Below are 26425 nucleotides of genomic sequence, written 5' to 3' on the forward strand. Positions count from 1 at the left end.
CACGCCGTGATCCGCCCACCCCTCCGGTTTGGAGGTCGCGCAGTTTTTATGCTGCGTGAGCAGGTCGGCTCACCAGAGTTGTGCGGAATCATTTCCCCCGATGTGCTTCCTGGCAATCACTTTCATCATCATCGAGAAACCCGACCCTATGGCCAACCTTCGATTCCTTGCCAAGTTGGTATTGTCACAGCTGCGGTTGCATCCGGGACGCGCGGTTATCACGACCCTCGGTGTGGTGGCATCGACGTGTGCGGTTGTGTGGGTCGTCAGCGGCTACGACGCGTTGGTGTCGCAGTTCGACGAGAACGCTGGCAAGTATCTCGGTCGCTATGATGCGTTGATTCTCTCTCGGGGCGGCCCTCCGGGATCCCCCACACCCCCGATCGACGAATCACTGATCGCGAGCTTGCGGCTCGACGCGGGAGTACTCGAAGTCAATCCGATCAGCAATTCGCGAGTTTCCGTCAACCGTGTGCAGCCCGACTCGGAGCCGCGCGAACCTGCATCATCACTGGGGTTGCTCGTGGGCAATCGCCCGCCCGTCAACGGGGCCCCGCCGATCGACCCCACCCTGGTCAGCACTCCCGCCAGTGACCCACCCTATGAAATCGTTAGCGGTGAGTGGTTGGGAACGGATCCTGAGTCGCTGTTCGTGGTGGTGGGCGCCGACGTGGCCGAGGAGATGGGGGTCGCCGTCGGTGACGAACTGCTCGTCACGGCTCTAGCCAACCAGGTTCGCTTGCAAGTCGTTGGATTGGTTGAGCAAGCTCCCGAAACACCATCGCTGAGCGAGGGCCGTGGCGGCGGCGGCGGTGGCCAGCCGGACGCTGCGAAACGAGCTGGCCGTGATCCCGACCGAGCCTCCAAAGAACGCCCCCCGGTAAAGCCGGCTGCGGAGGCGGGCGGAACTCAGCTGGGGCTCCCAAGCGGGTTCGTCCAAGGCGTCGCGACCAACGCGATCTATGTCCGCCCCTCGATTGCCGCGCAGATCAACGGCTACGCGTCCCAGCCCCAGGTGCTGCAGGTTGCCGTTCGCCATACCGTCTCGACCGACCAGTTTCGCCAAGTTTGGCAGGAGAAATTGGCGTCGAATCGACCGCCTCTCAAGATCGTCGATTTTGCCGCCGTCCGCGGTGGGATGGAGTCGACCCGCTCGGTATCGGGCCAGCAATCCCAGGCTTGGGCAGCTACCGGCATGGCATCTCTGGCGGCCATCTTTATTATCTTTTCAACATTGAGCATGGGGGTGAGCGAACGGGCCCGCGAACTGGCGATGATGCGTGCTGTCGCCCTGACACGAACGCAGATCGCAGGCATTATCGCGATTGAGAGCGTGCTGTTGGCTGCGATTGGATGGTTGGCGGGATTATTGGCAGGGTGGTTGATGGTGATCGTCGGCAGCAGGGTGCTGCCAGGACTGTTCAGCTCCGGTGCAGTGCTGGGGTGGGGCTGTGTTCTCTTGACGGGGTTGACCGTATTGATCGGGGCACTCGGAGCAGCGATCTTGCCGGCTTGGCGGGCGATGCGGATCGAACCACTCGATGCGATGTCCGCGCCGGTAACCACGCCGCACGCGGGGAAATGGGTGGTGATGGGTATGGTCGGAATCGTCTTGTCGGCGGCCACGCCGCTGTGTGTGTTCGTGATTCCCATGTCGGACGCGTGGCGAAAATGGTGCTATGCCTTCGTCACCTATCCCGTCCTGTTGCTGGGAATGATTTTATTGGCTCCCGCGGTCGTGGTGATCTGCGAACGTGTCTTCGCACCCCTATTGAACAGCGTGCTAAAGCTCGACCGACGCATGATGAAAACGCAGTTGTCGAGTAATCTGTGGCGGTCTGTCAGCGCGACGTTGGCACTGTCGGTGGGTCTCGGCCTGTATGCCTCAACCCAAACGTGGGGCTACTCCATGCTCAAGCCGTTCACCCCCGGCGACTGGTTGCCCGATGCGATTGTTGCGTTCCATCCCGTTGGACTGGAGAAGGCAGACGAGCCTTTGATTGAGCAAGTCGACGGCGTCGAACCCGAGCAAGTCATGCCACTGGCAATCGAACAGGCCAAATTCGATTGGGGGGAAAGCGAGCAGCCGAGCCGGCTGAAGTTTGGCGACAACGGCGTGATCTGCGGACTCGATCCGCAAGCGGCCTGGGCAGCGGACGATCCCATGCTGCCCGTCGAATTTGTCGAGGGAGATCGGGAATCGGCGATCGCTGCTCTTGCGCGAGGCAATGCCTGCGTGGTCTCGCAGGACTTTTCCATGGCGACAGGGCGTGGCATCGGCGATGAGATCACGATGATCCCACCGTCCGCCGATAGTGAGCGAGTGGGCTACCGAATCGCTGGCATCGTCTCATTGCCGGGTTGGCAGTGGGTAACCAAGTTCTCGGGGGTGCGACGACACTTCGTACGGACAGGAGCATTGATCTTTGCCAACCGGGAACAGGTTCACAAAGACTTTCATCTCGGACGCACCGAATTCTTCTGGTTGAATTTAAAACCGCATGCGGACCTGACTGCTGTGGAAGCTGAATTTCAGTCGATCGCCGAACGGCATGCTGGAGAATCTTTCACCGCCACCGGCGTCGGAGAGATCAAGGCCTACCGTCCCTTCGCCCGCATGACGGCGTCGGAGACCGTTCGCAAGGCGATCGAGATGCGGGCCGATGACATGATTTGGGGGATGAGTTACCTGCCCCTGGTGACGTTGGTAATCATGTCGCTCGCTGTTGCCAACACGGTCATCGCATCGGTCCGTTCACGGACGTGGGAGTTCGGTGTGATGCGTTCGGTGGGTGTGACGCGGGGGCAATTGGTGCGATTGGTTGTCGCTGAGACCGTACTGATCGCGATCGCCGCCTGCGTGCTGAGCCTGCTCTTCGGTCTCACCGCCGGTTGGTGCGGGGTCGGCATGGCACAGTTCGGTGGCTGGTTTGCGGGGCCACCCTCGTTCACGATCCCATGGGCACAGCTCTCCATAGGGTTTGCCATCACAGTGGGGCTTTGCCTGTTGGCCGGTCTCTGGCCAGCGATCAAGATCGGTCGCGCCGAGCCACTCGAATTGCTGCAGGCAGGACGCGCGTCACAGTAAAACCTGGGCAACCCGAACACGGTTGCTCAACCACGGCGACGGATTCGGTAACGAGCGTTCCTCCCAGCCACGGATGCTCTCCCCGCCGATGCGCCCCGGCCGTTGATGCGCCTAGCCGGGAACAGGATTCACAAAAACGCCATTTTTTTGTTGACAAGCCCCTGGCAACCCCTTAATGTGAAACATCCCAACACTGGCTAAACCTGACGCGGGCCCACAACCCGCTAAAACAGTGTAAGTGCGACAATCTGCTCGCGGTTTGGCTAAGTTTCTTGAGTGGTTTCAACGACACCCGATGAAACGGAATCAGACGCCAGACGCGGAGCTGATTCGAGCATGGCTGGACACAGCGAACTCTCGCTGTCCAGATTTCTTCTCATCGATTCATGCAGGTTTTACATGACAAAGTTCTTTTTCCTTTCCGCTCTGGCGATTTTCTGTGTCGGTTGCGGTAGCGACCAATCTACGGTCGTCGACGATTCAGGGATGACGACTGAGCAACAGGCTGAGCAAGAAGCCTATGTCAACGAGATGGACGGCCCGGCACCGGACTGATCGACGCCGCTCGATCCATCATCGGCGAGTCGGATTCGACTCGCATTTGTTCTTCAGAGTCACTTCGTTTCGGTTCTCGATGAGGGCGCCGCTGCGCAGTGATTAAACGCTACTTTTTTCTTTTCTACGAAGGTTCAGTTTGATGAAACGGTATTCTAGATCAGCGTTCACGCTGGTCGAACTCTTGGTGGTCATCGCGATCATCGGCGTCCTGGTGGGGCTCTTGTTGCCCGCCGTCCAAGCTGCCCGCGAGGCAGCGCGACGGATGAGTTGCAGTAACAACTTCAAACAGATTGGTTTGGCGATACATAACTATCATTCGGCGTATGACCAGTTGCCGCAACACATGACGGGCAACACGCGGACGCACACCAACGACTCGCAGGTATGCAACCGCCTCTACATCAGTGCCCAGGTCGGGTTGACTCCGTTCCTCGAGCAGCAAGCTCTGTGGCAGACCATTTCCAATCCCTACGATCGCAATGGTGACGGTGTCCTCGCGTACCCCCCTGACAGCCCTCCGATGGGCCCCGGCCCTTGGCAAACGTATTACCAGCCGTGGATGACCGAACTGCCGATGCTGCGTTGCCCGAGTGATCCCGGACGTGGTCTGCCGGCACTCGGTCGTTGCAACTACGCGGTCTGCGTCGGCGACGTGATCGAGCTGGTGCATAGCGGCGGCAAAAACGAAAGCGGCATTTATGACGCGACCGATCCGCTCGATCATGACGAGTGCAGTATGCGTCGCGGCGGTGGGAGCAATAACAACAACCGGGCTCAACAGGCACAGGGCCGTAACCGCGGTTTGTTCTGGTGCCGGCACACTACCCGCTTTCGCGACTGCTTGGATGGCCTTTCGGGAACCATTGCGATGGGCGAAATTGCGACCATCCTCGGTGGACGTGAGATCATCTCGGAGTTCGTGCTCAATGGTCCTGATTTGATCACCACCAACCCAGCGGCCTGTGACGACCAGGTCGACCCAACGCGGCCTCAGTTCTGGCTGCAGAGCGCTAGCGTGGGTGGGGGCAACCAGATCCGTGGAGGACGCTGGGCCGATGGCCGGATCCAGTACACCGCCTTCCAAACGATCAAGCCGCCCAACAGCTTGAGTTGTTTCCGCGGCGGTGACGCCTCGCAGGGAATCTCCTCTGCGTCGAGCCGTCACCAAGGGGGTGCTCACGTGCTGATGGGTGACGGTGCCGTTCGATTCATCACCGACAGCATCGAGTCGGGCAACCAACAGGCAACGCCAGGCCACTCGGGTGCCCAAAGCAGCTTCGGTCTGTGGGGAGCACTCGGCACGCGGGCCTCTCGCGAGACCGCTCAGCTGGATCAGTAAACGGCGCACCGCGTAGCAGCAACAGCCGAGTCAGCCGCCCGAATGTGAGGTTCACGTTCGGGCGGCTTTTTTTGTTGCATCAACGGAATGCCGGGACTCGGCGAAGACTCGGTAGGGTGCCCAGCGGCCTTGCTTGCGTCGCAGAATGGCGACAAGATCGCCGCCAGCGTCCACGGCCATGCACTCATCCGGAGGCAGGCCGGAGCCCTCGGAACAGTGCAGCGACTGCTCCTGCACATTCTCTTGATCGAGCTCCGTTTGCTGCGGTTGCTGCGGCTCACCACCAATGCGTATCCCATGCCGGACCCGTATTACATCGTCGGGAGAAAGTGGCATCGACGGCACATGAGCCAGCCCAGTGACGGGAGCCTGAATACTGTTTTGCAGCTCCGCGGTCCCTTCCATCGGTGTCAGTCCCTCGGCGAGCTGCGCGGGGTTACCCGGGGGTGGATCATCCGGCGGCACCGCTGGCACCGCGCCGGCGAGTTGGAAGGGGCCGACTTCGGTACGAGTCAAACGAGTCATCACGGCGACGTTTTGACAGCGGGCGGCGATGTCCATCCCGAGTGAGCGCAGATACGTGCCTGATCCGCAACGCACATCGACATCGAGGTGCGGATAGTCGTACTTGAGTACGTCGATCGAATCGATCCAAACTCGCCGGGTGGGCATCTCGACTTGCTCGCCCCGCCGAACCCGTAGGTGCGCCCGCTCACCGTCAACCCAGATCGCGGAATGGGTGGGCGGGACTTGATCGAGCCACCCATGCATCTGCGCGCAGACGGATTCGATTTCTTCGAGACTGGGGCGCGGTGCATTGGGCAGTGCGGTGACGGGTTCCTCCAGGTCCCCCGACACGCTGCTGACGCCGAATTCAAAGCGGGCGACATAACGCTTGGAGTGCTGGAGCAACCAAGGTGTCAATCGAGCCGCAGCACCGACGGCGATCACCACCAGCCCGTCGGCCAGAGGATCCAACGTGCCGGTGTGCCCCACTTTGAGCTTTCGATTGTTCTGTTCCCGGCGCAGGCGACGCTGCACTCGATTGACGAGCTCGCGAGATGTCATGCCGTGCGGTTTCGCGTAGGGAAGAAAACCAAACCCATGCGTGACTGCGTTCGATTGAGCTGAGGTCATCCTTCCCCAAGGGGTTGCAGGTAATGGAGATGGCGAAGATAGGCCGCCGAGAGGCCCGCCATCAACGCTTCGACGATGATAAACATGAGCCGAGCGGCGATCACCGCGAGCAGAGCGTGGGTCGACCCAATGACCGGCGTGAGGACCAACAGGGTGACGTATTCACGCACACCCGCGCCGCCCGGCAGAAGCGAGGCGAACCCCAACACCATGCCGAGTGAGATCGCTGCGGTAGCGACCGCTGCGAGTTCGCTCGCAGCGGGCAGGGGCTCGAACGACGGTATCGATGCGATCAGCAAGGCGAACGCGCCACCAATGAGTGCCCAGGAGATGAGCGACAGCCCCCAGCACTGGATGAGCAACGACCACGTGATTGAATCGGGCGAGAACGTTTCCTCACGCGCGGCCGGATTCTGATCGGGCTTGATTTTGCGGCGAGCCGCAATGAAGGCGAGCAGGCGACGAAGCAGCGGCGGACAGAGCGGGATCAAGGACCCAATCGCCATCGCTGCTGCGATCAGACGCACCCAGTCCGGTAACGGGGAACGCCACAACAACAGGCCTGCGACGGCGCCGCCCACCCCCATCATCAACAGCGTTTCAAAAAACACGCAGCTCGCCACGCGGCCGATCGGCCGCGTGGAAACGGGGGCCTGCCCACGAGGATCCAGCGAGGTAGTGTGGGCGTGCAGGGCCTCGCCAGCGGAACTCGGCCCGACGTCAGAACTCGCCGCAACAGCGGAACTCGATTTCGGCAGAATCGCCCCGACACGTAAAAACACCACCATGGCCTTGCCAGGAATGTACTTGCCGGCATGTCCCAGCAATTGGGCGGCGACCGCGCGGCGGCGCGAGCAGGGAACCGAGAGCGCCTGCAATCCCCGGTGGAGCACCCATCCGGGTGGCACCAGACCCGCGGCATACATCAACCCAGCCAACGCGGCGTAGCCCCAACGGACGTTGCCCCAGCCTGGAATCGCTGACTCATGCCGCTGAGCGTCTTGCCGTAGAGCCGCCGCGAGCACGGGATCGGGCTCCGACGCAGCCTCCCTTCGCAACCGCTCCGCCTCGGCCGTCAAGGCAGCCGTTTCGGCGTGCCATCGCTGGGCCGCTTGACTCGCCGCACTGATCAATCCGATCACGACGAGTAGGAAAACAGCACGTTTGATCCACGCAAGCCAACGCACAGTGGAACTAATTATCGGCCAACGGCTCTTTCTTCTCGGTGATCACTTCACAATTTTCTGACTCGGTGGCATTGATTTCGATATAGTTCTGCCATTCTTCAGGTAGATTATCTTCGTGGAAGATCGCTTCGACCGGGCACTCAGGAACGCAGGCTTCACAGTCAATGCATTCCTCAGGGTGGATATACAGCATCTGCTCACCCTCGTAGAAACACTCCACAGGACAAACGACGACGCAATCGGTGTACTTGCATCCCGAGCAGGGTTCGGCGACGACGTGCATAACTTGGTTACCTTTGCTTATTTTGAAAAAACAGTTGCGATCTCGCTGTCCGTCGGAGCAGCATGGTGACGAGCAACCCATCGAGTATCGACCATGTCGAAGTTGGAACTTCGCAAAAAAACGATCTCAGGCACGACACTTTTAGCGACATTTCGACGAACTCACTCAATCGCTGGCACCCCATTTTGCCTATTCGGCAGTTTCCAGCCAACCGGCCAACAGCGAAAATCTCAACTTATTTCCATGTGTCCTATCGGCGCACCTCTTCTTTCTGAAAACGCCTTCCTTCTGAAAACCCATTTTCCCCTCTGAAACGCAGCTCCGTGAACTCACACCCCGATCAACCGTCCTCGGACCTCTCGACGCCCGCCGGCCAGTCCCAACCACTGACCCTGAGAACCAAGCCCAATCGTCACTTCCCATTTCTTTCACGCCATCCCTGGGTGTTAGCGACCGCGATCGCTGACCGGGGAAAAAAGGGCGGCGAGCGAAGAGCGGACGCCTCCTCGAAACCGTCCGCCGGCGAGAGGGAATTTGTCGCGGCGGCCGGACCGGCAGACCCGCCCGCAGAAACTCCGGAACTCGGCGACGCCGTGGAATTGCTCGACCACGACGGCAACTGGATCGCTCGCGGCTTGTACAACCCGGCCAGTCGGCTGCGGTTGCGGCTGTACAGTTTCTCTCGTAACGAAGCGATTGACGACGCGATGTTTGCCCGGCGGATCGACGAAGCCATCGGGCGTCGCCGCCTGACCACCCCATCCAATCTGCGCGAGACGGGCGAACGCCTGATCTTCAGTGAATCTGACCGCATCAGCGGGTTGATCGTTGATCGCTATGCCGACTGTTTGAGCGTGCAGTTCACTGCGGCGGCGCTGCTCTCGCGGGGGCCGCTGTTGATTGAGCAGGTCCTGCAGGCAGCGAGCAAGCACGGCACACCCTGCCAACGAGTGATCTCGCGGATCGATGCAGCCACGGCCCGCCACGAAGGGGTTACCAGTGGCCGGGTAGCGGAAGTGGAATCGTGGAGCCGGGGCATCTCGCTCGATCAAGCGGTCGTGCCAGGATCCCAGGAGTCAGATACCGTTTGGTATCAACACAATGAATTGAAGATGGCGATCGACCTACGCGACGGCCAAAAAACCGGCGGCTATCTCGACCAACAAGCCAATCACGCCGAGGCGGCGCGGTACATGGAGGGGCGGCGGGTACTCGATATCTGCACCTACACCGGCGGGTTCGCGTTGGCGGCCGCCCGGGCTGGCGCCAGCGAGGTGATCGGCGTCGACAGCAGCGAGAAGGCGCTAGAGATGGCCCAGCGTAATGCGACCGAAAACTCACTGACGCAGGTGAGTTTTCAGCGCGCCGACTGTTTTGACGATCTCAAGGCGCGGCGAGCTGAAAATGAGTCATTTGACGCCGTGATCCTCGATCCCCCCCGATTCGCTGGAGCTCGCCGCCAAGTCGATGCGGCACTTCGGGCCTATGCAAGATTGAACATGTCGGCCATCGATCTCCTGCCGCCCGGTGGAATCCTCGTCACCTGCAGTTGCTCAGGTCATGTGTCCCGCGCCGATTTCCTCAACATGCTCGTCGATGCGGGGCGCAAACGCCAGCGGGATATCATCATCCTGCAGTCGCGCGGCCCTTCCCCGGACCACCCCTGCGCCGTCTCATGCCCCGAGAGTGACTACCTGAAATGCGTCATCGCCCAAGTCCAATAGCGGCCCGCGACCGATCGCCGGGGCGACGTCCCACCGCATTTCCGATATAATCAGAGGCAGGTTGCTCGAGAGCACCAGCCCGCCGGCGGTTAGATCCTCAAAAGACCCTGAAAGGTCACAATTGCACGCGTCGCTGCACGAGAACGCGTTTATACTGGAAGTGAGCGGCACGGGCACGACGGATGTGCCACGAGATGACTATCGACTCACCCTCATCACGATCGAGGCTATTGGTGACGAATGTAACGATCAAGGTTTTGCATGGGTCGGATCGCGGCAAAATTTTTGAGGAGATCAACCCGCCGTTGACCATCGGACGCGAGGAGGGCAACGACATCCAGCTCAATGATGAGCGTGTCAGCCGCTGTCACTTGAAGATCCAGCGTGACAACGACCGGCTCGTGCTGACCGATCTCGACAGCACCAACGGGACCAAGGTCAACGGTGCGGAGTGTCAACTGAAGATACTCCGGCACGGTGATCTGATCGCGGTCGGACGCAGTCTGATGTTACTCGGGTCGGAACAACAGATTGCCGAGCGTTTGCGTCACGGCCACGGGGGCAGCGGATCGCACAACCTCGACGTGAAATCGTCCGACGAATCGCTCGCCGTGGATCTGCACCAAGAACCCGTCAGCCCGCTGCCGGTTGAAGCCATGCAGGTCGATGAGTTGCCAGCGGTTCCCGATGGATTGACCCCCGGGCAAAAAGCGCAATTATGCGAGATCCTGGACTACCTGCAAAACCGGCTCGAACGGCTGATTGAAACAGCCGAGACCGACGAAGAGACGGAACAGGTTTTGCTAAAACAATCCGCTTGGCAACGTTTACTCGATGTTCAATCGCGTCTAGCATCCTTGAACCGCTCGATCACTGATCCCCAATGGCCCTGACATTTCGCTTTGACCGATACCGCCACCACCCAAGCTCCTACGACACACCGCGACGTCTCTATGGCCCTGAAACGGAACGAAGCTGGCTGCGCTGCCCCTGAACTCGGCGGCGGGGCCGCAGACGCTGCTCCTTCAGGATACCTCGCCTACCACGCCTGCAGCGAGAACCGTAGCGCGCTGATCCAACCACCCCTCGACGACGCCGAATTGTTGCTGAAGAAAAATCTCAGTCGGCAACCATCGGACTTCTGGGCCGGACTGCGGCAGCAGGCGAGAACCCAACTGCTCGCTGACGCCCGCCATTATACCGCGGCCTATCGCGATGTCCCCGGTGGCTCCGCCCGACCGGCAGCCCAATCCGGGGAGAAGGGCGATGACTGCACGCATGGCCTGGGACCGATCGTGATGGCCGGTCACCAACCAACGCTGTTTCATCCTGGCGTGTGGTTCAAGAACTTCGCGTTGCAGGGGATCGCCAGCAGCGTGGGGGCCCATGCCATCAATCTCGTCATCGACAACGACGTGGCTGCCGGGCGATCGATTCGAGTGCCCGTCCGCGATTCGGTCGGCCGCGTCTACTTCAAGTCGGTTGCCTACGATGCGGGCGGTGCAGGCGTCCCCTTCGAGCAAGCGAAGATCCGAGACCTGCGTCAATTCGACCGGTTTGACCAGGACGTCCGCCAAACCATTTCGCCGCTGGTGTCGGACCCCTGTGTGAGCGAACTGTGGCCGCACGCGCGGGCGGCGATCCGCCGCTGCGAAATCGCGGGCTGTGCGTTGGCCCAAGCCCGCCATCGCCTCGAGGCTGATCTGGGTTGGCAAACCCTGGAAATTCCGCTGGGCGTGGCCGTCCGAGGTGTTCCCTTCGCGCGGTTCGTGATGGAAGTCATCGACGATGCAGAGCGTTTCCACCAGGTCTACAATGATGCCGCTGACCACTATCGGGCCTGGCACGGAATCCGCAGTACCGCTCACCCCGTGCCCAATCTAGGCCGCGACGGTGAGTGGCTGGAACTCCCCCTTTGGGTCTATGGCAACGATCATCCTGTGCGGCGAGCGATTTGGGTGCGTCGTCGGGAGGGCCAGATCGAGCTCAGTGACCGCGCCAGCGATCTGGCGGGCAGTGGCCCGGCAGGCAACAGTCCACCGCGGCACTCGGTCGTCCTCCCTGCCGACGACCGGGACGCGGCAGCCGAAATACTCGCCGAGGCCGCCTCACCAGAGTGGAAACTCCGCCCGCGCGCCCTGATGACGACCATGTTCGCCAGACTATTGCTGAGCGATCTGTTCTTACACGGCATCGGCGGCGGCAAATACGACCAGCTCGCTGACCGCATTATCTGTCGGTTCTTTCAACTGACACTGCCTGCCCTGCAAGTCGTTTCAGCCACCCTGCGCCTGCCAGGCCAAGATCGCGATCCCAATCGTCCCGACAGGATCCAGGCATTGCAAAATCGAATTCGGGAGACTCGGTATCACGGGGAGAATTGGGTCGACGCCACCGGCGCGGCGAACCAACGGCTGATTGAGCGAAAGCAGGAACTGCTCGAGCACATGCCGCCGCGGGGCGATCGAGGCGACTGGCACCGGGAGATCACCCGCGTCAACGGGACCCTCGCTGACGAACTGCGGTCGCAGCGTCAGGAGATGCAGGCGGAGCTGCAGCGGTTGCGGCTGGAATCCAAAGAGGAGCAGATTTTAGCCAGTCGCGAGCTGTCATTCTGCCTGTTTCCGCTGCCCGAACTCGTGGGCGCCTTTGAGCAAATGTTGCGATAGCCCTTGCTTTGGCGTTGCCGACGCCAGAAAAATCGCTATCCTGCCGATGCTAAAAACATTCAGGAGCGAAAACGCTCCTTTTTCCCATCGATCACCAACCGAGAATCCTACCCATGAAGGTCGTCAGCAGTATCGGCGCTTTGAAGTACCGCCACCCCGATTGCCAAGTGGTCAAACGCCGTGGCCGCATCTATGTGATCTGCAAGAGCAATCCGAAATTCAAGGTCCGCCAAGGCGGTGCCAAGGTCAAAAAAGCTCGCCGTTAAAGCCGCTGCGATTGGCGTGGGGACCGAGACGCCAGTCGCTGATGGATATATTCACCCTCTGAGCGAAACTTTAATGTGCGAAGAGGGTTCTATAGGGGAGTTCACTAATCTTGCGGGCGATTCACTCGCCCCACCACCCTCTCTCTTGTAGGTCCCCGAATGAAGACGCGTTTATTTGCTGGTATGGCTGCCCTGTTCGCGATGGTTGTCGCGTTGGAACTCTCCGAGGTCCCATCTGCCTCAGCACAACCCCCTGGCCGCAACCAAGGCGATGCTGACCGAGGCCGCGGTGGCGGTCGCCAAGCTGGTGGTGGACAACGAGGCTTCGGCGGTGGCGCGACACGTGGCGGCGATCCTGTCATGAGTCTGCTGCGGTCTGAAGATGTCCGGAAAGAGCTCAAGATCGACACCGAGCAAGAAGCTGCTCTCAAGAAGATCGAAGAGCACGTGCGGAGCCAGCCCCGCGACAATGCCGGCGCCCGTGATTTCGATTTTCGAAATGCCAGCGAAGAAGAACGCCAAGAGTTCTTCGCCAAAATGCAAGCGGCTCAGAAAGAGCAATCCGCCAAGTCGCGTGAACTGCTCCAAGAAGTCCTGATGCCCGCCCAACTGGAACGGCTCGATGAATTGGCCCTGCAACAGCGTGGCGTGATGGCCCTGGGCGATGCCGAAACTCAAAAAGCACTCGGCATGACCTCGCAGCAAGTTGACAAGCTCGACAAAGTCCGCAGCGAACAAGAGTCGGCCATGCGTGAGAAAATGCAAGAACTCGCGCAGTCAGGCGATCGTGGCTCAATGCGTGAAAAGATGAGCGAAGCCCGAGAGGAGCTCGAAGAGTCTGTGCTAGGTGTCCTCACTCCAGAACAAAAAGAGAAGTTCGAAGAAATGAAGGGTGAAGAGTTCGACTTCGGAGATCGCGGCGGCCGGGGCGGTGGCCGAGGTGGCGATCGCGCCGAACGAGGCGGTGAGCGTGGCGGAGAACGCGGCGGTCGAGGTGGTGAACGCGGCGGCCGCGGTGGCGGTCGCGGTGGTGCCGGCCGATAGGCTAGAATAACTGCTCGAAAGTCACTGGCTGTTGCCAGCCAGTTTTTCGCTCTGGCAGAGGCCGCGAGCCGTTACGCAGCCCCTGCCGGGCAGTGCACCTCACACCGGCGGAAATGATCGATGAAACGCAGAACGCTACTCACCCTCTTGATCCTGGGGGTAGCGTTTTGCTTTTTGAAGCTACCCGCCCAAGAGAGCCCCTCCACCGGCGAAGCGAACCCGCCCCGCGGCACGAAGAGCCCGCCCCGCGACAAGAAGAGCCCGCCCAGCGGCGCGAAGAACCCGCTCGGCGACACGAAGAACCCGCTCGGCAGCGAAGGTGAATCATTCTCGCAGCCAACGACTGTCGCCCAAGCCCGATCGCGTGCACAGTTGTTGCACGAGTCGATCCATGGCACCCTCCAAGTCGTTCATCGTGATTTTTTTGATGACGACAATCCCATTGCGATCCCATCGAATTCACTCGAGGACGTGTTCGCCGCACTCGAGGATTCCTATCAGCTCGAACTGAGCTGGCTGATCGTGGAAACGGATACTCTCAACATAGATCACGAGCCCCAAGACGAATTTGAGAACGCCGCCGTAAAAGCGCTGCGCAGCGGCGAACCACGACATGAGGCTATCGAAAATGGTCGCTATCGCTTCGCCGGCCCCATCCGTTTGGCGTCACAGTGCTTGAAATGCCATGTCAAGAATCGACTCAGCACCGAGGATCGCACAGCCGGCCTGCTGATCTCGATGCCCCTGGATCAAGATCGTTAGCCAATGAACGCGATAACCGCCGCAGTTCTGTCCATTCAAGTGGGCAAACCTCAGCAGATCTCCGGAGAGAAGCCGTGGACATCGGGCTTTCTCAAGAATCCCGTGTCCGAACCGCTATGGCTAGGAACGACGAGCTTGGCCGGTGATGGACAGGCGGATCTGGCCCATCATGGCGGTGTCCACAAAGCCGTCTGTGTCTATCCGGCAGCGCACTATCCGTTCTGGCGCGAGACGCTCGAAATGCCGGAACTCTGCGGTGGCGGGTTCGGCGAGAATTTCACCGTCGATTCACTGACCGAGAGTGACGTTTGCATCGGCGATGTATGGACAATCGGCGCAGCGACTGTGCAAGTTTCTCAGCCACGTCAGCCCTGTTGGAAATTGGCTCGCCGCTGGGGCATCAAGGATTTGGCCCTGCAAGTCCAGCAAACCGGACGAACAGGCTGGTACTTCCGCGTTCTCACCGAAGCGAACGTGCAGCAAGGAATGTCCTTGACGCTGGCCGAGCGGCCCCACCCCGAGTGGACCATCGGAGCTGCCAACCAGATCATGCACCATGACCGAACCAACCTCACCGCGGCAGCCCGCCTCGCCGAACTGGAATCGCTCTCACCGAGCTGGAAGGAAACCCTCCACAAACGCATCCAACGGAAACCGCAGGCGAGCGAGAGCGCACGACTCGAAGGTAATTGATTGGAAGCAGTCAACCTTGGCGATTCCCCACGAGTATCCCGTCAATGATTTACGAGAATAGCCATAGGTCAGCGCAGCGCCACCTGCGGTGTATCCACCTCTATTTTCAAATACGCCTTCGGCGCCGGAAAACCTGTGGGTAGGTCCCGGTCTGATGGAGCTTGCTACGGCTGGATGAGCGATATCTATTTTCACCGGTGCTATGAAAATCGGTTTTGAAACGTTATCAGAGTGTGGCCACTGCTTGAGCCTGTGCCACTGCAGAGGCAGCGGACTGAGTTTTTGGCTGAGCTGCACTGCGGCGACTGGCCCGCTAGAATCCACGTTTCGATGAACCCCAGCGTGCTCGATCTCAACACGCGGGAACGCTCCGCCCCCAGGAATCTCACATGTTTCGAATTACAAACGCCGTGCCTACTACCCGATTGTCGATGTTGATTGCGGTTCTCATGACCAGCAGCCTCTCTGTCTCTGCCCAGACGACTCGTCCCGGGGCTACCCAACCGACGGTGCGCCGCAACGCTCCCAAATTAACCGTTGCCGGTGCCGAACAGGCGATCGCTGCCGCTCGCCAACAGGCAGAGAAGATGGGCGTGCACTCCAATATTGCCGTCGTCGACGAGGGCGGACATCTCTTGGCGTTTATCCGGATGGACAACGCCCGACCCAGCAGTGTCTACACCGCGATCACGAAAGCGGCATCGGCAGCGACGCGTCGCCGGCCGACCGGCCCGCTCGAAGGCGAGGGTCCGGGCGGCGTGCAGCTGAGTCTGGCTCTCGAGAATGCTGCAGCCGCCAGCGGTGGCAAGTTCACAACGCTCCAAGGCGGCGTTCCGATTCTCTGTGATGATCAAGTCATCGGCGCCATCGGTGTCGGTGGCGCGACCGGCGAACAAGATGCTGAAGTCGCCGCCGCTGGGGTGAACGCTTTGACCAAAACCTTCGGCAGCGGCAAAGTGGCTTCCGAGTCCCCCACGCCTGCGGACGAATCTCGCCTGATTGGAAAATGGCTGATTGAAGACATCGCAGGCAAGGGTGTCGTCGATCTGGCGCAAACCACGCTCGAGGTCCAAGACGATGGCTCGATCTCAGGAAATACTTCCGTCAATCGCTACTTCGGCAAAGCCAATATGGAAGGGGAGCAGATTCAATTTGGGAAAATGGGGGCCACCCGTCGCGCGGGGCCACCCGCGTTGATGGATCAGGAGAACAAGTTCATGAAAGCGATGAACCAAGTCACACGCTATCAGGTCGATGACCGGGGATTGTTGCACTTGTTCAACGAGGCGGGCGAAGAGCTGCTGCGTGCGGCCCCGATGGAGTAAGCAACGCACGATCAATTTCTGTCGTAGTGGACTCGTCGCCTCCTGTCAGTTACCCACAAAAACGGATCCCCTGTCAGCTTGTCTGACAGGAATCCCGGTTTTGTGATTACCCGCATGTATCCCGAAGCAAATAGAGCCGCCCCGTTGGGGCTAACGCGAGGTGGTGGCGTCTGAAACCCCAGGCGTTGCCAGGGGCTTTCATAGAACTGCCCCGTTGGGGCGTTGTCATGAGCTATCTTCAGCAATCGATAGAATGCTGCACTTGTGGGTAACCAACAGCTCGTCGCCTCGTCCACTACGAAAACCGACACCTATTCATCGTGTGTTGCTAAGCCCCTGCTGCGATAGATTGTTCCTCGGCTTAAATTCAACCGTCGGTTGCTAATCGACGGTAGGCGTCAGCCAAACACAGCGCGTTGACGTCGCCCCAGCTGTCACTTCCCAGTCGACTCAGCGTTGTACTCGCCGAGTCGCTCAGCCGCCGGCAATTGTTGCTGCAATTCAAACTCGGGGCGATCGTGGCTGTTGACGAACGCGGCGATATCGAACGCTTCCTGTTCGCTCAGATAGGGATCGTCGAGTGGCATCGCGACTTTCAACCAAGATGCGAGTTTCAGCTCCCGGCTCAGCCCCGCACCGTTGTTATAGGATTGGTCGCCCCACACAGGCGGCCCATCAACGCCGCCGAGCCCCTCGTCACCGTGACATGAGGCACAGTGATCCTCGTACAGCGTCGCGCCTCGCTCGACATCGCCTTTCAATGTGCTCCCGTCGACGACAGCCAAACCAGGAACGTGGTGCGGGCCGAGCGGCTTGTCGGGGTTCTGCTTGATTTTCTCGCCAGTAGACAGCCATGTGATGTATGCGGTGACGGCGATCGACACGTTGCTGCCCTGAGGCGGTCGCACGCCGTTTTGGCTGCGCATGAAACAGTTCAACACCCGGTCTTGTAGCGTGATGACACGCTGTTCCCGAGGCGACCAGGCAGGATAAGCCGTCGCGATGCCGAGGAAGGTACCGGCCTCGGGGTGGGTGCCCCCATCGAGATGGCATGAGGTGCAATTGAGTGAATTGCCCACGTACGCTTTGGACAGCGGGTGATCCTTCGTGTTGTTAACAATGTCCCGCCCCAACTCGATGACTCGCCCCAGTTCACCCGGTGGCAGCTCACTCGGCGGGGTCGGAGGTGTGGACGTGCCAGCAACAGGGCCGTCTGCGGCGGAGACGCGGTGGAACGAGCCGCTGACCAGCAAAACCCCCAACAGCGTGGAGGTCGTGATAGCGGCAAACAACAGCGTGATGGGGCGTGATCGAAAGGCGATCTGAAGAGAACGGGTCACGAAATCCTCGTATTGGCGAAAGGCGGGCGACTCATTGACGTGAAATGGCGATTCATCGATATAAGCCGACAGCCCGTTTCTGTGATACGAGAGACCGCTGCCGAGTGGCTACGCGATGACGCTCTCAATCACGTGCCCTTTGACATCGGTCAATCGCATGTCGCGCCCCCCAAAACGGAACGTGGAACGGGTATGGTCGACCCCCATGAGGTGCAGCATGGTAGCGTGCAAATCATGAATCTCCGTCCGGTTTTCGATCGCCTTGTACCCCCACTCATCCGTTGCGCCGTACACCGTCCCTGGCTTCACCCCACCACCGGCCATCCACACAGTAAATCCGAATGGGTTGTGGTCACGGCCATTGGTTCCCTGAGCGAAGGGCGTGCGCCCAAATTCACCTGCCCAGACCACTAGGGTTTCATCGAGCAGGCCGCGAGCGCGGAGGTCTTTGAGCAACGCGGCGATCGGTTGATCGACAGCCTTGGCGTTATTCTCATGACCTTTCTTCAAATTGCTATGTTGATCCCATCGGTCGCCACCGACCTGCGGACAGGTCAGCTCGATGAACCGCACACCTTGCTCGATCATCTTCCGCGCGATCATGCACTGGGCCCCGTAGATACGAGTGGGTTCGTACTTCGATTCCAAGCCGTACATTTTCTGCAGATGGGCGGGCTCATCCGTTAGCGACATCACCTCCGGCACGGCCATCTGCATAGCGTAAGCGAGTTCATAGTTGGCGATCGCAGACTCAATGCTGTCGTGTCGGCCATCGCGGTGGACCGCGATGTCGTCGAGACTGCGAGCCAAATCGAGCTTACCACGCTGGCGATCCGGACTCAGCTCGGTTGGCGAGATATTGGCCACGCCACTACCGGACGGCTGGAAGATCGAGCCCTGGTAGCTGGCCGGCAAGAAACCGCTGCCAAAACAATCCAATCCGCCCGGTGGGATCAGGCCTCCGTTGAGAACAACAAAGCCCGGCAGGTTTTCGCATTCACTGCCCAGACCATAATTGACCCAGGCCCCCATTGTCGGCCGCCCCTGCAATCCGCTGCCGGTATGCAGGAAATAATTGGCGAACGTATGCTCGGGGAATTCAGACACCATCGAGCGAATGACGGCGAGTTCGTCCACGCAGGTGGCGATATTGGGGAACAAATCGCTGACCGACATGCCGGATTCACCGTACTGATGAAACTCCCATGGACTTGCCAATACCGTTCCATTGTTATTGAACTGGGTCGGCTCGACGGTGAAGAGCTTGCCGGGGTCTTTCCCATGAAATCGCTTCAGCAGCGGTTTGGGATCGAACGTGTCGACTTGCGACGGCCCGCCGTCCATATACAGAAAAATCACATTCTTGGCACGGACCTCGTGATGGGGGCCATGCCCGGCCTTTCGTGTCGCGTCGATCGAGTCTGCGAAAGCGCTGTTTTGCTGCAAGGCCGCGAGTGCCAGGGCACCGAAGCCACCGGCGCATTGACTGAGCATCTCGCGCCGCGAGAGAGGAGGCGACTGCAGACGCTGGCATGGGTAGGGGGAGGGCACGTTCATGGGATGTAGATAAATTCCTTCGTATTGACCAACGCGTGAGCCAGGTCTGCCCACACGTCGATTGAGTCCGCCGTGGTCTCGCGAGCAGACGCTTGGGCAGCGATATACTCCGCTGCAATCGCTCGTTCCTGCTCGCTGGCAGGGCGGCCGAACGCGGACTGGAACATCCAGTCGATTCGCTCGACGTGTTCGTCAAACTGCTCGATAGCCCGCTCCGCCCAATCACGTGAGAATTCCACAACGAGCGGATCGTTCATCAGAATCAAGGCTTGCGCGGGAACATTCGAAACGGTGCGTCTGCCCATCGTGCTAAACGGCGTGGGCGTGTCAAAGGTTGTCATGAAGGGCGACAGGAAATTGCGGCGAACGGCCGTGTAAATGGAGCGTCGCCCCTTCCCGTCGCGGGGACCACTGTGCGCCGGTCGGCCGCGACCCTCCATGAACGGCGTCAAGTGCACGGGCACCGACGGCCCGAAGAGAGTGGCGTCCAAACGTCCCGATAAAACCAAGAGCGAATCACGAATCGCCTCTCCCGGCAGGCGTTGAACAGGGCGATGATGCCAGAGCAAATTCTTCGGATCCGCTGCGACGGCCGCGGCATCGGTCTGGCTCGCCATCTGATAGGTTCGTGACAACACGATGCGGCGAATCAAGTCCTTCAGACTCTGGCCCTCGTCGGCGAACTCAGTCGCGAGATAATCGAGCAGTCCCGGGTGTGTCGGCCGCTGGCCGAGCACGCCAAAATCGTCCGGCGTTGGCACGATCCCGCGCCCCATCAAATGGTGCCAGGTTCGATTGACGATCACTCGCCGAGTCAACGGATTATCCGCAGCATTGATCGCCTCGGCGAGTTGCAAGCGGCCACTCCCGGTGGGAATCTCCAGCGGCTCGCCACTGATCGCGGTCAGAAAGTGGCGGGGTTCTAAATCGCCAGGTTTCGAGGAATTGCCGCGAATAAGAATATGATCGTCCTCACCGCTGCCGTCAGACATCGCAATCGCCAGCGCCGAGCGGCGGTTCACACGTTCGCTGAGTTTCTCTCGCTCGACTGCCCAATCTGCCGCCAACTGCTGCCACTGTTCCAGGACCGCTGAGTCAACCGCCGACTCATATTCCGCGACAGAATCAGCGATCTCGGATTCATGTTGTTCCAGTTGGGCACGCATCTCATCGGTTGCCCCGTCGGTAACCAGAACCACTGAGAGGTCGGCGTCGGTGGAGGGGGTGAACTCCAAATGCACGCGGTGTCCCACATAGCGGTTCAAATCGAGCTGCACCCATTGTTTCTCTCCCTTGATGGGTCGGACAACCTGCCCGTGCAACGGCCCAGCGATCATCCGGTGAGAATCAACACAGGCGAAGACATGCCCCTGGCCGTCAACACGTGCGGCCACATTGCCATGCTCAACGAGGAAGGTGGGCGTTCGCAAAGTGCGCCCCGACTGCGGGATCTTCACCAACGCGCCGCGTTTATTGGTAGCGGGACCGGAAACCGACTCCAGCCCGTCCCAGAACCGATCACTGGTAGCAGCATTCCTCTTGGCCAGCTGAATCGTCGCTCCAGCGTCCGTCCTCGCCAGCACCGCATCGCCTGCGTGCCGGGGCCGCTCGCCAAAAATAAAACCGTCCTGCATGTACTCAGGGGAAGCAATCTCTGCGTAGTCCACCACAACCGTCGCCGCGGCAGCCTCATCCAGGGGTGTTGATAGCTGGTCCAATGCAGGCTCGTTCGGCAATGTCTCTGCTACCCGCTCGCGATATCTTGCATCGAGTGCAGCGAGTTCTTCCGAGATCTCTCGATTGTTCTCGATTGATTCAAAACGCACTTGGCGATAATCGCTGCTCTGCAAAAAACCACTGAGCGAGTAATAGTCTGCTGTCGAAATTGCATCAAACTTATGATCGTGGCACCGCGCACAGGCGACCGTCACCCCCAAAAACGTCTTGGACATCACGTCGATCATGTTGTCAAAACGATCACTCTCGTCTTTGCGGATATCCACGGGTGAATGCACCCATTCACCCAAGAACCAAAATCCAGTACCGAGGATGGATTCGTTAAAATCTTGGTCGGGGTTCAATCGCGGAGCCGGTAACAGGTCACCTGCAATCTGTTCCCGCACGAACTGATCGTAAGGGACATCTGCATTGAGGGCGCGAATCACGTAATCACGATACTGATAGGCGTTGCGAATATCGGGGTCGAACTCGTGCCCACGAGATTCCGCATACCGCACCAGATCGAGCCAGTGCCTCGCCCAGTGTTCGCCAAAATGCTTGGAGGCGAGTAATTCGTCAACGAGATTCTCGACTGCCTGCGGATCGGACTGAGAGAGAAAATCCGCGGCTTGATCAGCCGTGGGAGGCATCCCGATTAAATCAAAGTACAGTCGCCGCATGAGCACATGACGATCGGCGTCGGCAGCCGGCGGCAGGCCGGCCTCCTCGAGCCTCGCCAGAATGAACGAATCGATTTCGTCACGCGGCCAGTCGGTTGCCTGGACCTGCGGTGGCTCGGGGGACTCAATCGCTTGCCAAGCCCAATGGTTTGTCTTGCGATCGTCCAAGTCGAACGTGGGCCGAGATGTGACTGGCGTCGGGGCGACCTCGTCTGGCCAAGGAGCCCCCATCTCAACCCAACGGCTGAGCGCCTCGATCTCTTCATCGGCGAGTTTGCCCTCGGGCGGCATCTCGTAAGATTCGTAGCGTACCGCTTCGATAATCAGGCTGCCGTCGGCGTCACCTGGGATCAACGCTGCTCCCGAATCGCCACCTTCGAGTAGCGAGGCGCGATTGTCCACCTGCAGTCCTGCCTGCAGCGTTTCGGACTGGGACCCGTGGCATTCGAAACAATGCTCCGCCAGCAACGGGCGGACCTCTTTTTCGAAAAACTCCAAGTCGACAGGATCGGCCGAGGGTGTCTCACCCGCGACCGAAATGTCGTTCGCGAGACAGCACGAGGCCATTGCCACACTCACCACGAGGCTGCTCGCCAGTCTCGCGGTCGCTCCCGCCGCACCGATAATCGTCATGATACTGCTCTGTCGAAATGATTCACTCATGCTGCATAGTCTACACGATTTGCCCCCCTGATTGCACATCGATTCCGCCTCGAACCCCTCTCACCCAGGCCCGATCATGAACATCCTCTGCTTTAGCGACCTCCACCGTGACCAAAATGCCGCTCGCAACCTCGTCGAGATGGCGGAGGACGCCGATCTCGTAATCGGCGCCGGAGATTTTGCCAACCAACACCAGGGGCTCGCCGACACGCTCGACATTCTCTGCCAAATCGAGAAACCAGCTTGTTTGGTCCCAGGCAATGGCGAAACGGTGGAGGAACTTCGCCGCGCCACACAGGACTGGCCGACTGCGTTCGTCCTGCACGGGGAGGGCCATACGCTTTCCACCTCAGCCGGAGAGGCGGCGTTGTGGGGAGTGGGCGGCGGGATCCCTGTGACCCCATTCGGCGACTGGAGCTACGATTTCGACGAAGACTGCGCCCGCGAAATGCTGGCCTCCTGCCCCAGCGGTGGTATCCTGGTCACGCATTCGCCACCCATCGACACCGTCGATCACGACAGCAGTGGCCGAATTCGCGGCAGCGTTAGTATTCGAGAGTGTATCCTGCGGTGTCATCCCAAACTGGTCGTCTGCGGACACATCCACAGCGACTGGGGAAAACAAGTGCGACTCGAAGATACTCTGATCCTCAACGCGGGGCCTCTCGGTACGATCATCGAGCTCGACTGAATCACAGCTTCGAGCGGCAATCCTGTCAGCCATTCACCTATGCCGCGAGGCCAAACGCATTGCCAACCAGCCGGTGGTTTGAGCGTCGCGAGCACTACTGCAAACGTCGGAAAACGCAATCGCCAATCCGCGAGAACAAGCTTCATCCGTTCTACCGGGCAACTTCACCGTCCCTTCATTTCCATCGCGACAATTGGCCAAGTGTTGCTGGCATCCCACACGGGGTTTGTCACCTTGCTACCATGGTGCACCACAAACCCGGTGCATCACAAACTCGCTGGATCAAACTTCAAAGGATCATTCGCAATGAGTCAGAGTTCGTTCAAACGTAAGAAAATCAGTCGTGTCAGATTCGTCGCATGGGGAGCAACCGTCTGCTCGCTTGCGTTTCTAAGCCCAGAACTACTAGGAGCGGAACCCACGAATACTGCCACTCGCTCGTCTGCAAAACAGCCACTGATCGTTGCTCACCGCGGCGCTTCGCACGACGCCCCCGAAAATACGCTGGCGGCTTTCAACCTTGCGTGGAAACAAAACGCCGATGTCATCGAAGGTGATTTCTATTTGACGGCCGACGACCAGATCGTTTGCCTTCACGACAAGACCACCTCGCGCACCGCGCCGAATCAACCCTCCTATACGCCTGCCGATGCCACACTCGAACAGCTTCGCACACTGGACGTCGGTGCCTGGAAAGGTGCACAGTTCGCCGGGGAAAAAATCCCTACCTTGGACGAAGTCCTAAAAACGATCCCGGCCGGAAAGAAGATCTTTGTTGAGATCAAGTGCGGCCCTGAAATCCTACCTGTGCTCAAGGAACAACTGGCATCGAGTGACCTGCGCCCCGACCAGATCGTTTTGATCTGTTTCAATACCGAAGTGGTGACCCAGGCACGCAAGACCATGGACCAGTACCAAACCAATTGGCTGACCTCGTACCGCCGAGACTCGAAGACCCAGTCCCTGACTCCGACGACGTCCACCATTGTCGACACCCTGCGGAAAACTTCGGCCTCTGGGTTGGGGACGAGGGACGAGATGGACGCGATCGATGGCGAGATGGTCCGCGCGGTACATGAGATGGGATGCGGCATCCATGCCTGGACAGTCGACAACCCCAGCGTGGCGAAAACCTTGCATCAACTCGGATTTGATTCGATCACGACCAATCGTCCCGCTGAGATCCGCGCTGCGATTGGTACCACTAAAACTCAATGACCTGTTGGTCATCGACGATTTCGCAGGGCATCGCGAAACGCGAGTCGTTCGGCTGGAGAGAAATCGGGTCAATCGGGCTGATGTGGGTTAGCAGCACTCGCTGCGCCGCGGCCGCGGCGCTGACCTCGGCCACCCGTTCGAGATAGCAATGGCCGGTTTTGCGTGCCCACTCGCGCTGGTGATCATGAAAATTGCATTCATGCAGCAGCACGTTTGCACCCTGCATCCACTGCAGCACAGACGGGTCAGTCGCGCCCGTCGTGTCGGTCGCATAGACGAGAGCGCGCGCGGGGCCGTCGGTCGCGAGCGGGCCCCTGTTCGCGGGCCAGTCGATCCGGTAGGCGACCGATCCCCCAGGATGCTCTTGGTGTCGCCAGCTTACCTGGGCTCCTGCGATTTCGAGCGGCGTCTCTGCGTCCGAACCAGACCGGTCGATCGCATGCCAACTGACGGGTAATGCGGCGGGAAAGATGGTCTCGCTGAGCATCAGTTTCTGCACCGCAGCGATTTTTTCCGCTTCGCCCCACACCCGGATACGCTCCACAGGATGCTGAAAAACGATCCCGAGTAAAAAGGTCAGGCCAACGATGTGATCCAAATGAGCGTGGGACAGCAAAACGTCGAGATGATCAGTTTGGATCAGTCCGGGAAGTCGGAACATGCCCGTGCCCGCATCGAGGACAATCCCCGATTCGGGAAGAAAGTAACACGACGTGTGCCGCGATTCATTGGGATGGTAACCGGCCGTGCCGAGACAATGAAGCTGCATGACGGGACGATATCGAGGGAGGTTGTTGAATTGGACTGGAATGGTCAATTTACACGGTTCCACCTCCCTTATGTTTTCCGTTTCAGTCGTCTGCCCGTTGGTATCCGCCTTGAATTGTGCCCCACAACCTTCATCGACCGCTTCCCAAGAGCGGGCAACCGCTGTCGCGTTGGAGTCGTGTACGGTGGAGTTTCCAGGCGGGCAACGGGCCGCTGACTCGGTCGACCTGAAAATCCAACAGGGCGAATGCGTCTCGATCGTGGGGCGGAGTGGCTGCGGTAAAACGACGCTCTTACGAGTACTCGCCGGCCTGCAAACACTCAGTAGTGGCAGGTGTGTCCGCCATACCGAGACAACCTCATTCGTATTTCAACAGCCCGCCCTGCTGCCCTGGCGAAGCGTTGTCGGCAATGTGATGCTGCCACTGGAATTGCTGTCGCGCCGGCGACGTCGCCCAGCAACTCGAAAGGACCTCAGATCACTGCGGCAGCGGGCCGACGCGGCTATCGATGAAGTAGAACTCGGCGACGCCGCCGACCAGTTCCCCTACGAACTTTCTGGTGGAATGAGAATGCGGGTTTCGATTGCGCGGGCCCTCGTGACGCGGCCCGACCTCTTGCTGCTCGATGAACCTTTCGCTGCACTCGACGACATGCTCCGCACCCAACTCGGCAGCCTCGTCACCGAACTATGGCGGACCCACCGCTTCACGATGGTGCTCGTCACGCACAATATCGCTGAGGCGATTGCACTCAGCGATCGAATCTGCGTGATGCACGCTGGCCGGATCGAAACGGTTCTCGACAACCCAGTCACGCGTCTCGCACCACCCCAATCAACCGAGCAATGGGACGTTCGGCGAACAGCTGAGTTCGGCGAGTTTTATGGAACGATCACCGATCGCCTGCGTGGGGCAGCGCAGCGATGAAGCGCCCAGTCCGAGAATCACTGATCACAATATTGAGCGTCGCCAGCGTAGCGGTAGCCGTCATGGTTGCCTGGCAACTGAGCGTGCAATTCTTTGATCTACCCAAGATTCTTTTGCCCACACCTTGGCAGGTCCTCGAGGCGGGATGGCAACGGCGGCAGGAATTGGTCGCAGCGAGCCTGGTCACGTTCATGACCGCTGCGATCAGTCTCATCGTGGCGATCACGATCGGCAGCGGCCTGTCGATCCTCTTCAGCCAATCGCGGTTGCTTCACCGCGCCTTCTTCCCCTACGTGGTGTTCCTACAAACCGTGCCGATTGTCGCTATCGCACCTCTGCTGATCATTTGGAGCGGCTATGAATTCCGCACTGCCGTGATTGCGACCGTCATCATCTGTCTCTTTCCAATCGTCAACAATGTGACCACCGGGCTGCAGGCGGCCCGCGTCGAACACCGCGATCTCTTTCATCTCTATGGTGCGTCGCGATTGCAAACACTGACCCGCTTGCAAATCCCCACCGCGATCCCCTACCTGTTGCTGGGGGCGAGAATCAGCAGCGGTCTGGCAGTGATCGGTGCGATCGTCGCAGAGTTCTTTGTTAGCAATGGTGCCAACTACGTCGGACTGGGGGCGCTAATGACACGTTGGCAGGGGCTACTGCAAACCGACGCCTTGATCGCAGCCCTGGGCATGTCAACGCTACTGGGTCTGCTATTATTTGCCAGTGTGGACTGGCTCGGACGAATTTTCCTGAGTCGTTACACTCGGGTCGACTGAAACGAC

The 26425-nt window shown here is 59.6% G+C and carries 22 protein-coding genes; 15 read left to right on the forward strand and 7 right to left on the reverse strand.

Translation table 11 applies throughout. The annotated features are described in order from the left end of the window. The first annotated feature begins 148 nt into the window (after nucleotides 1–148). The 3 genes from CA85_RS16480 to CA85_RS16485 all read left to right on the forward strand — a co-directional run bounded on the left by CA85_RS16480 (nucleotide 149) and on the right by CA85_RS16485 (nucleotide 4985). Nucleotides 149–3088, forward strand: a complete 2940-nt coding sequence (locus tag CA85_RS16480) for an ABC transporter permease (RefSeq protein WP_146392471.1) — start codon at nucleotides 149–151, stop codon at nucleotides 3086–3088. A gap of 399 nt (nucleotides 3089–3487) precedes the next feature. Next, nucleotides 3488–3643, forward strand: a complete 156-nt coding sequence (locus CA85_RS25005) for a hypothetical protein (protein ID WP_186775001.1) — start codon at nucleotides 3488–3490, stop codon at nucleotides 3641–3643. Nucleotides 3644–3785: 142 nt separating this feature from the next. After that, entirely contained in the window at nucleotides 3786–4985 is a 1200-nt protein-coding gene (locus tag CA85_RS16485) for a DUF1559 domain-containing protein (RefSeq protein ID WP_146392473.1), read from the forward strand. Nucleotides 4986–5036: 51 nt separating this feature from the next. On the opposite strand, the gene truB is transcribed toward CA85_RS16485, so the two are convergent. From truB to CA85_RS16500, 3 genes are read right to left on the reverse strand one after another with little or no spacing between them, the layout of a single operon-like run. After that, nucleotides 5037–6122 carry a tRNA pseudouridine(55) synthase TruB gene (gene truB, locus CA85_RS16490; RefSeq protein WP_146392475.1) on the reverse strand — a complete coding sequence of 362 codons (1086 nt, stop codon included), beginning with the start codon at nucleotides 6120–6122 and terminating at the stop codon, nucleotides 5037–5039. Further along, nucleotides 6119–7309, reverse strand: a complete 1191-nt coding sequence (locus CA85_RS16495; RefSeq protein ID WP_146392477.1) for a lysylphosphatidylglycerol synthase transmembrane domain-containing protein — start codon at nucleotides 7307–7309, stop codon at nucleotides 6119–6121. Before CA85_RS16495 ends, truB begins: the two co-directional genes overlap by 4 nt. A gap of 7 nt (nucleotides 7310–7316) precedes the next feature. Then, nucleotides 7317–7592, reverse strand: a complete 276-nt coding sequence (locus CA85_RS16500; protein ID WP_146392478.1) for a ferredoxin family protein — start codon at nucleotides 7590–7592, stop codon at nucleotides 7317–7319. A gap of 386 nt (nucleotides 7593–7978) precedes the next feature. On the opposite strand from CA85_RS16500, the gene CA85_RS16505 reads away from it, so the two are divergent. The 8 genes from CA85_RS16505 to CA85_RS25010 all read left to right on the forward strand — a co-directional run bounded on the left by CA85_RS16505 (nucleotide 7979) and on the right by CA85_RS25010 (nucleotide 16075). Then, nucleotides 7979–9316 (forward strand): class I SAM-dependent rRNA methyltransferase, encoded by a 1338-nt coding sequence (locus CA85_RS16505; RefSeq protein WP_246112902.1) that lies wholly within the window; start codon nucleotides 7979–7981, stop codon nucleotides 9314–9316. Between the two features lie 194 nt (nucleotides 9317–9510). After that, nucleotides 9511–10209: an FHA domain-containing protein gene (locus CA85_RS16510; protein WP_246112872.1), complete on the forward strand. Its 699-nt coding sequence runs from the start codon at nucleotides 9511–9513 to the stop codon at nucleotides 10207–10209. 60 nt (nucleotides 10210–10269) lie between these two features. Continuing rightward, the gene (locus CA85_RS16515) at nucleotides 10270–11985 is read left to right on the forward strand and encodes a hypothetical protein (protein ID WP_146392481.1); all 1716 of its coding nucleotides are present in this window, start codon (nucleotides 10270–10272) and stop codon (nucleotides 11983–11985) included. 113 nt (nucleotides 11986–12098) lie between these two features. Further along, nucleotides 12099–12251 (forward strand): type B 50S ribosomal protein L36, encoded by a 153-nt coding sequence (gene ykgO, locus CA85_RS16520; RefSeq protein WP_040763550.1) that lies wholly within the window; start codon nucleotides 12099–12101, stop codon nucleotides 12249–12251. 159 nt (nucleotides 12252–12410) lie between these two features. After that, complete coding sequence (locus tag CA85_RS16525; protein ID WP_146392482.1) at nucleotides 12411–13295, forward strand: hypothetical protein; 885 nt, start codon at nucleotides 12411–12413, stop codon at nucleotides 13293–13295. 120 nt (nucleotides 13296–13415) lie between these two features. Next, nucleotides 13416–14057 (forward strand): c-type heme family protein, encoded by a 642-nt coding sequence (locus tag CA85_RS25420; RefSeq protein ID WP_222435466.1) that lies wholly within the window; start codon nucleotides 13416–13418, stop codon nucleotides 14055–14057. Between the two features lie 3 nt (nucleotides 14058–14060). Continuing rightward, the gene (locus CA85_RS16535; protein ID WP_146392483.1) at nucleotides 14061–14750 is read left to right on the forward strand and encodes an MOSC domain-containing protein; all 690 of its coding nucleotides are present in this window, start codon (nucleotides 14061–14063) and stop codon (nucleotides 14748–14750) included. A 389-nt stretch (nucleotides 14751–15139) separates the two neighbouring features. Beyond that, on the forward strand, nucleotides 15140–16075 hold the full coding sequence (locus CA85_RS25010) for a heme-binding protein (protein ID WP_186775002.1): 936 nt from the start codon (nucleotides 15140–15142) through the stop codon (nucleotides 16073–16075). A gap of 434 nt (nucleotides 16076–16509) precedes the next feature. Here CA85_RS25010 and CA85_RS16545 read toward each other — a convergent pair whose 3' ends face one another. The 3 genes from CA85_RS16545 to CA85_RS16555 all read right to left on the reverse strand — a co-directional run bounded on the left by CA85_RS16545 (nucleotide 16510) and on the right by CA85_RS16555 (nucleotide 22034). Next, nucleotides 16510–17415, reverse strand: a complete 906-nt coding sequence (locus CA85_RS16545; RefSeq protein WP_246112873.1) for a c-type cytochrome — start codon at nucleotides 17413–17415, stop codon at nucleotides 16510–16512. A gap of 108 nt (nucleotides 17416–17523) precedes the next feature. Continuing rightward, nucleotides 17524–18909, reverse strand: coding sequence for a DUF1501 domain-containing protein (locus CA85_RS16550; RefSeq protein ID WP_146392592.1), 1386 nt, complete (start codon nucleotides 18907–18909; stop codon nucleotides 17524–17526). Nucleotides 18910–18968: 59 nt separating this feature from the next. After that, nucleotides 18969–22034 (reverse strand): PSD1 and planctomycete cytochrome C domain-containing protein, encoded by a 3066-nt coding sequence (locus tag CA85_RS16555; protein ID WP_246112874.1) that lies wholly within the window; start codon nucleotides 22032–22034, stop codon nucleotides 18969–18971. Between the two features lie 76 nt (nucleotides 22035–22110). On the opposite strand from CA85_RS16555, the gene CA85_RS16560 reads away from it, so the two are divergent. Further along, a complete protein-coding gene (locus CA85_RS16560) occupies nucleotides 22111–22725 on the forward strand; it encodes a metallophosphoesterase family protein (protein ID WP_146392484.1) in 615 nt (204 codons plus the stop codon). Between the two features lie 306 nt (nucleotides 22726–23031). Then, nucleotides 23032–23943 carry a glycerophosphodiester phosphodiesterase gene (locus tag CA85_RS16565; RefSeq protein WP_146392485.1) on the forward strand — a complete coding sequence of 304 codons (912 nt, stop codon included), beginning with the start codon at nucleotides 23032–23034 and terminating at the stop codon, nucleotides 23941–23943. Here CA85_RS16565 and CA85_RS16570 read toward each other — a convergent pair. Continuing rightward, entirely contained in the window at nucleotides 23930–24712 is a 783-nt protein-coding gene (locus tag CA85_RS16570) for an MBL fold metallo-hydrolase (RefSeq protein WP_246112875.1), read from the reverse strand. The genes CA85_RS16565 and CA85_RS16570 overlap by 14 nt on opposite strands. Nucleotides 24713–24821: 109 nt before the next feature. Here CA85_RS16570 and CA85_RS16575 point away from each other — a divergent pair, with 109 nt between their 5' ends. Both CA85_RS16575 and CA85_RS16580 read left to right on the forward strand, forming a co-directional pair. Beyond that, complete coding sequence (locus tag CA85_RS16575) at nucleotides 24822–25640, forward strand: ABC transporter ATP-binding protein (protein WP_246112876.1); 819 nt, start codon at nucleotides 24822–24824, stop codon at nucleotides 25638–25640. Beyond that, nucleotides 25637–26419 (forward strand): ABC transporter permease, encoded by a 783-nt coding sequence (locus CA85_RS16580; RefSeq protein ID WP_146392487.1) that lies wholly within the window; start codon nucleotides 25637–25639, stop codon nucleotides 26417–26419. The genes CA85_RS16575 and CA85_RS16580 overlap by 4 nt, the downstream gene beginning before the upstream one ends. Nucleotides 26420–26425: the final 6 nt, after the last annotated feature.

It is taken from the genome of Allorhodopirellula solitaria (assembly GCF_007859855.1).
In the GTDB taxonomy this organism is placed as follows: domain Bacteria; phylum Planctomycetota; class Planctomycetia; order Pirellulales; family Pirellulaceae; genus Rhodopirellula; species Rhodopirellula solitaria.

What these genes read in the sequence shown, in the direction of transcription:
- CA85_RS16500 (WP_146392478.1), bottom strand. Translation starts at nt 7,592, where the DNA reads ATGCACGTCGTCGCCGAACCCTGCTCGGGATGCAAGTACACCGATTGC.
- ykgO (WP_040763550.1), top strand. Translation starts at nt 12,099, where the DNA reads ATGAAGGTCGTCAGCAGTATCGGCGCTTTGAAGTACCGCCACCCCGAT.
- CA85_RS25420 (WP_222435466.1), top strand. Translation starts at nt 13,416, where the DNA reads ATGAAACGCAGAACGCTACTCACCCTCTTGATCCTGGGGGTAGCGTTT.
- CA85_RS25010 (WP_186775002.1), top strand. Translation starts at nt 15,140, where the DNA reads ATGTTTCGAATTACAAACGCCGTGCCTACTACCCGATTGTCGATGTTG.
- CA85_RS16515 (WP_146392481.1), top strand. Translation starts at nt 10,270, where the DNA reads ATGGCCCTGAAACGGAACGAAGCTGGCTGCGCTGCCCCTGAACTCGGC.
- CA85_RS25005 (WP_186775001.1), top strand. Translation starts at nt 3,488, where the DNA reads ATGACAAAGTTCTTTTTCCTTTCCGCTCTGGCGATTTTCTGTGTCGGT.
- CA85_RS16565 (WP_146392485.1), top strand. Translation starts at nt 23,032, where the DNA reads ATGAGTCAGAGTTCGTTCAAACGTAAGAAAATCAGTCGTGTCAGATTC.
- CA85_RS16580 (WP_146392487.1), top strand. Translation starts at nt 25,637, where the DNA reads ATGAAGCGCCCAGTCCGAGAATCACTGATCACAATATTGAGCGTCGCC.
- CA85_RS16535 (WP_146392483.1), top strand. Translation starts at nt 14,061, where the DNA reads ATGAACGCGATAACCGCCGCAGTTCTGTCCATTCAAGTGGGCAAACCT.
- CA85_RS16525 (WP_146392482.1), top strand. Translation starts at nt 12,411, where the DNA reads ATGAAGACGCGTTTATTTGCTGGTATGGCTGCCCTGTTCGCGATGGTT.
- CA85_RS16480 (WP_146392471.1), top strand. Translation starts at nt 149, where the DNA reads ATGGCCAACCTTCGATTCCTTGCCAAGTTGGTATTGTCACAGCTGCGG.
- CA85_RS16570 (WP_246112875.1), bottom strand. Translation starts at nt 24,712, where the DNA reads ATGCAGCTTCATTGTCTCGGCACGGCCGGTTACCATCCCAATGAATCG.
- CA85_RS16550 (WP_146392592.1), bottom strand. Translation starts at nt 18,909, where the DNA reads ATGCTCAGTCAATGCGCCGGTGGCTTCGGTGCCCTGGCACTCGCGGCC.
- CA85_RS16555 (WP_246112874.1), bottom strand. Translation starts at nt 22,034, where the DNA reads ATGAGTGAATCATTTCGACAGAGCAGTATCATGACGATTATCGGTGCG.
- CA85_RS16510 (WP_246112872.1), top strand. Translation starts at nt 9,511, where the DNA reads ATGACTATCGACTCACCCTCATCACGATCGAGGCTATTGGTGACGAAT.
- CA85_RS16485 (WP_146392473.1), top strand. Translation starts at nt 3,786, where the DNA reads ATGAAACGGTATTCTAGATCAGCGTTCACGCTGGTCGAACTCTTGGTG.
- truB (WP_146392475.1), bottom strand. Translation starts at nt 6,122, where the DNA reads ATGACCTCAGCTCAATCGAACGCAGTCACGCATGGGTTTGGTTTTCTT.
- CA85_RS16560 (WP_146392484.1), top strand. Translation starts at nt 22,111, where the DNA reads ATGAACATCCTCTGCTTTAGCGACCTCCACCGTGACCAAAATGCCGCT.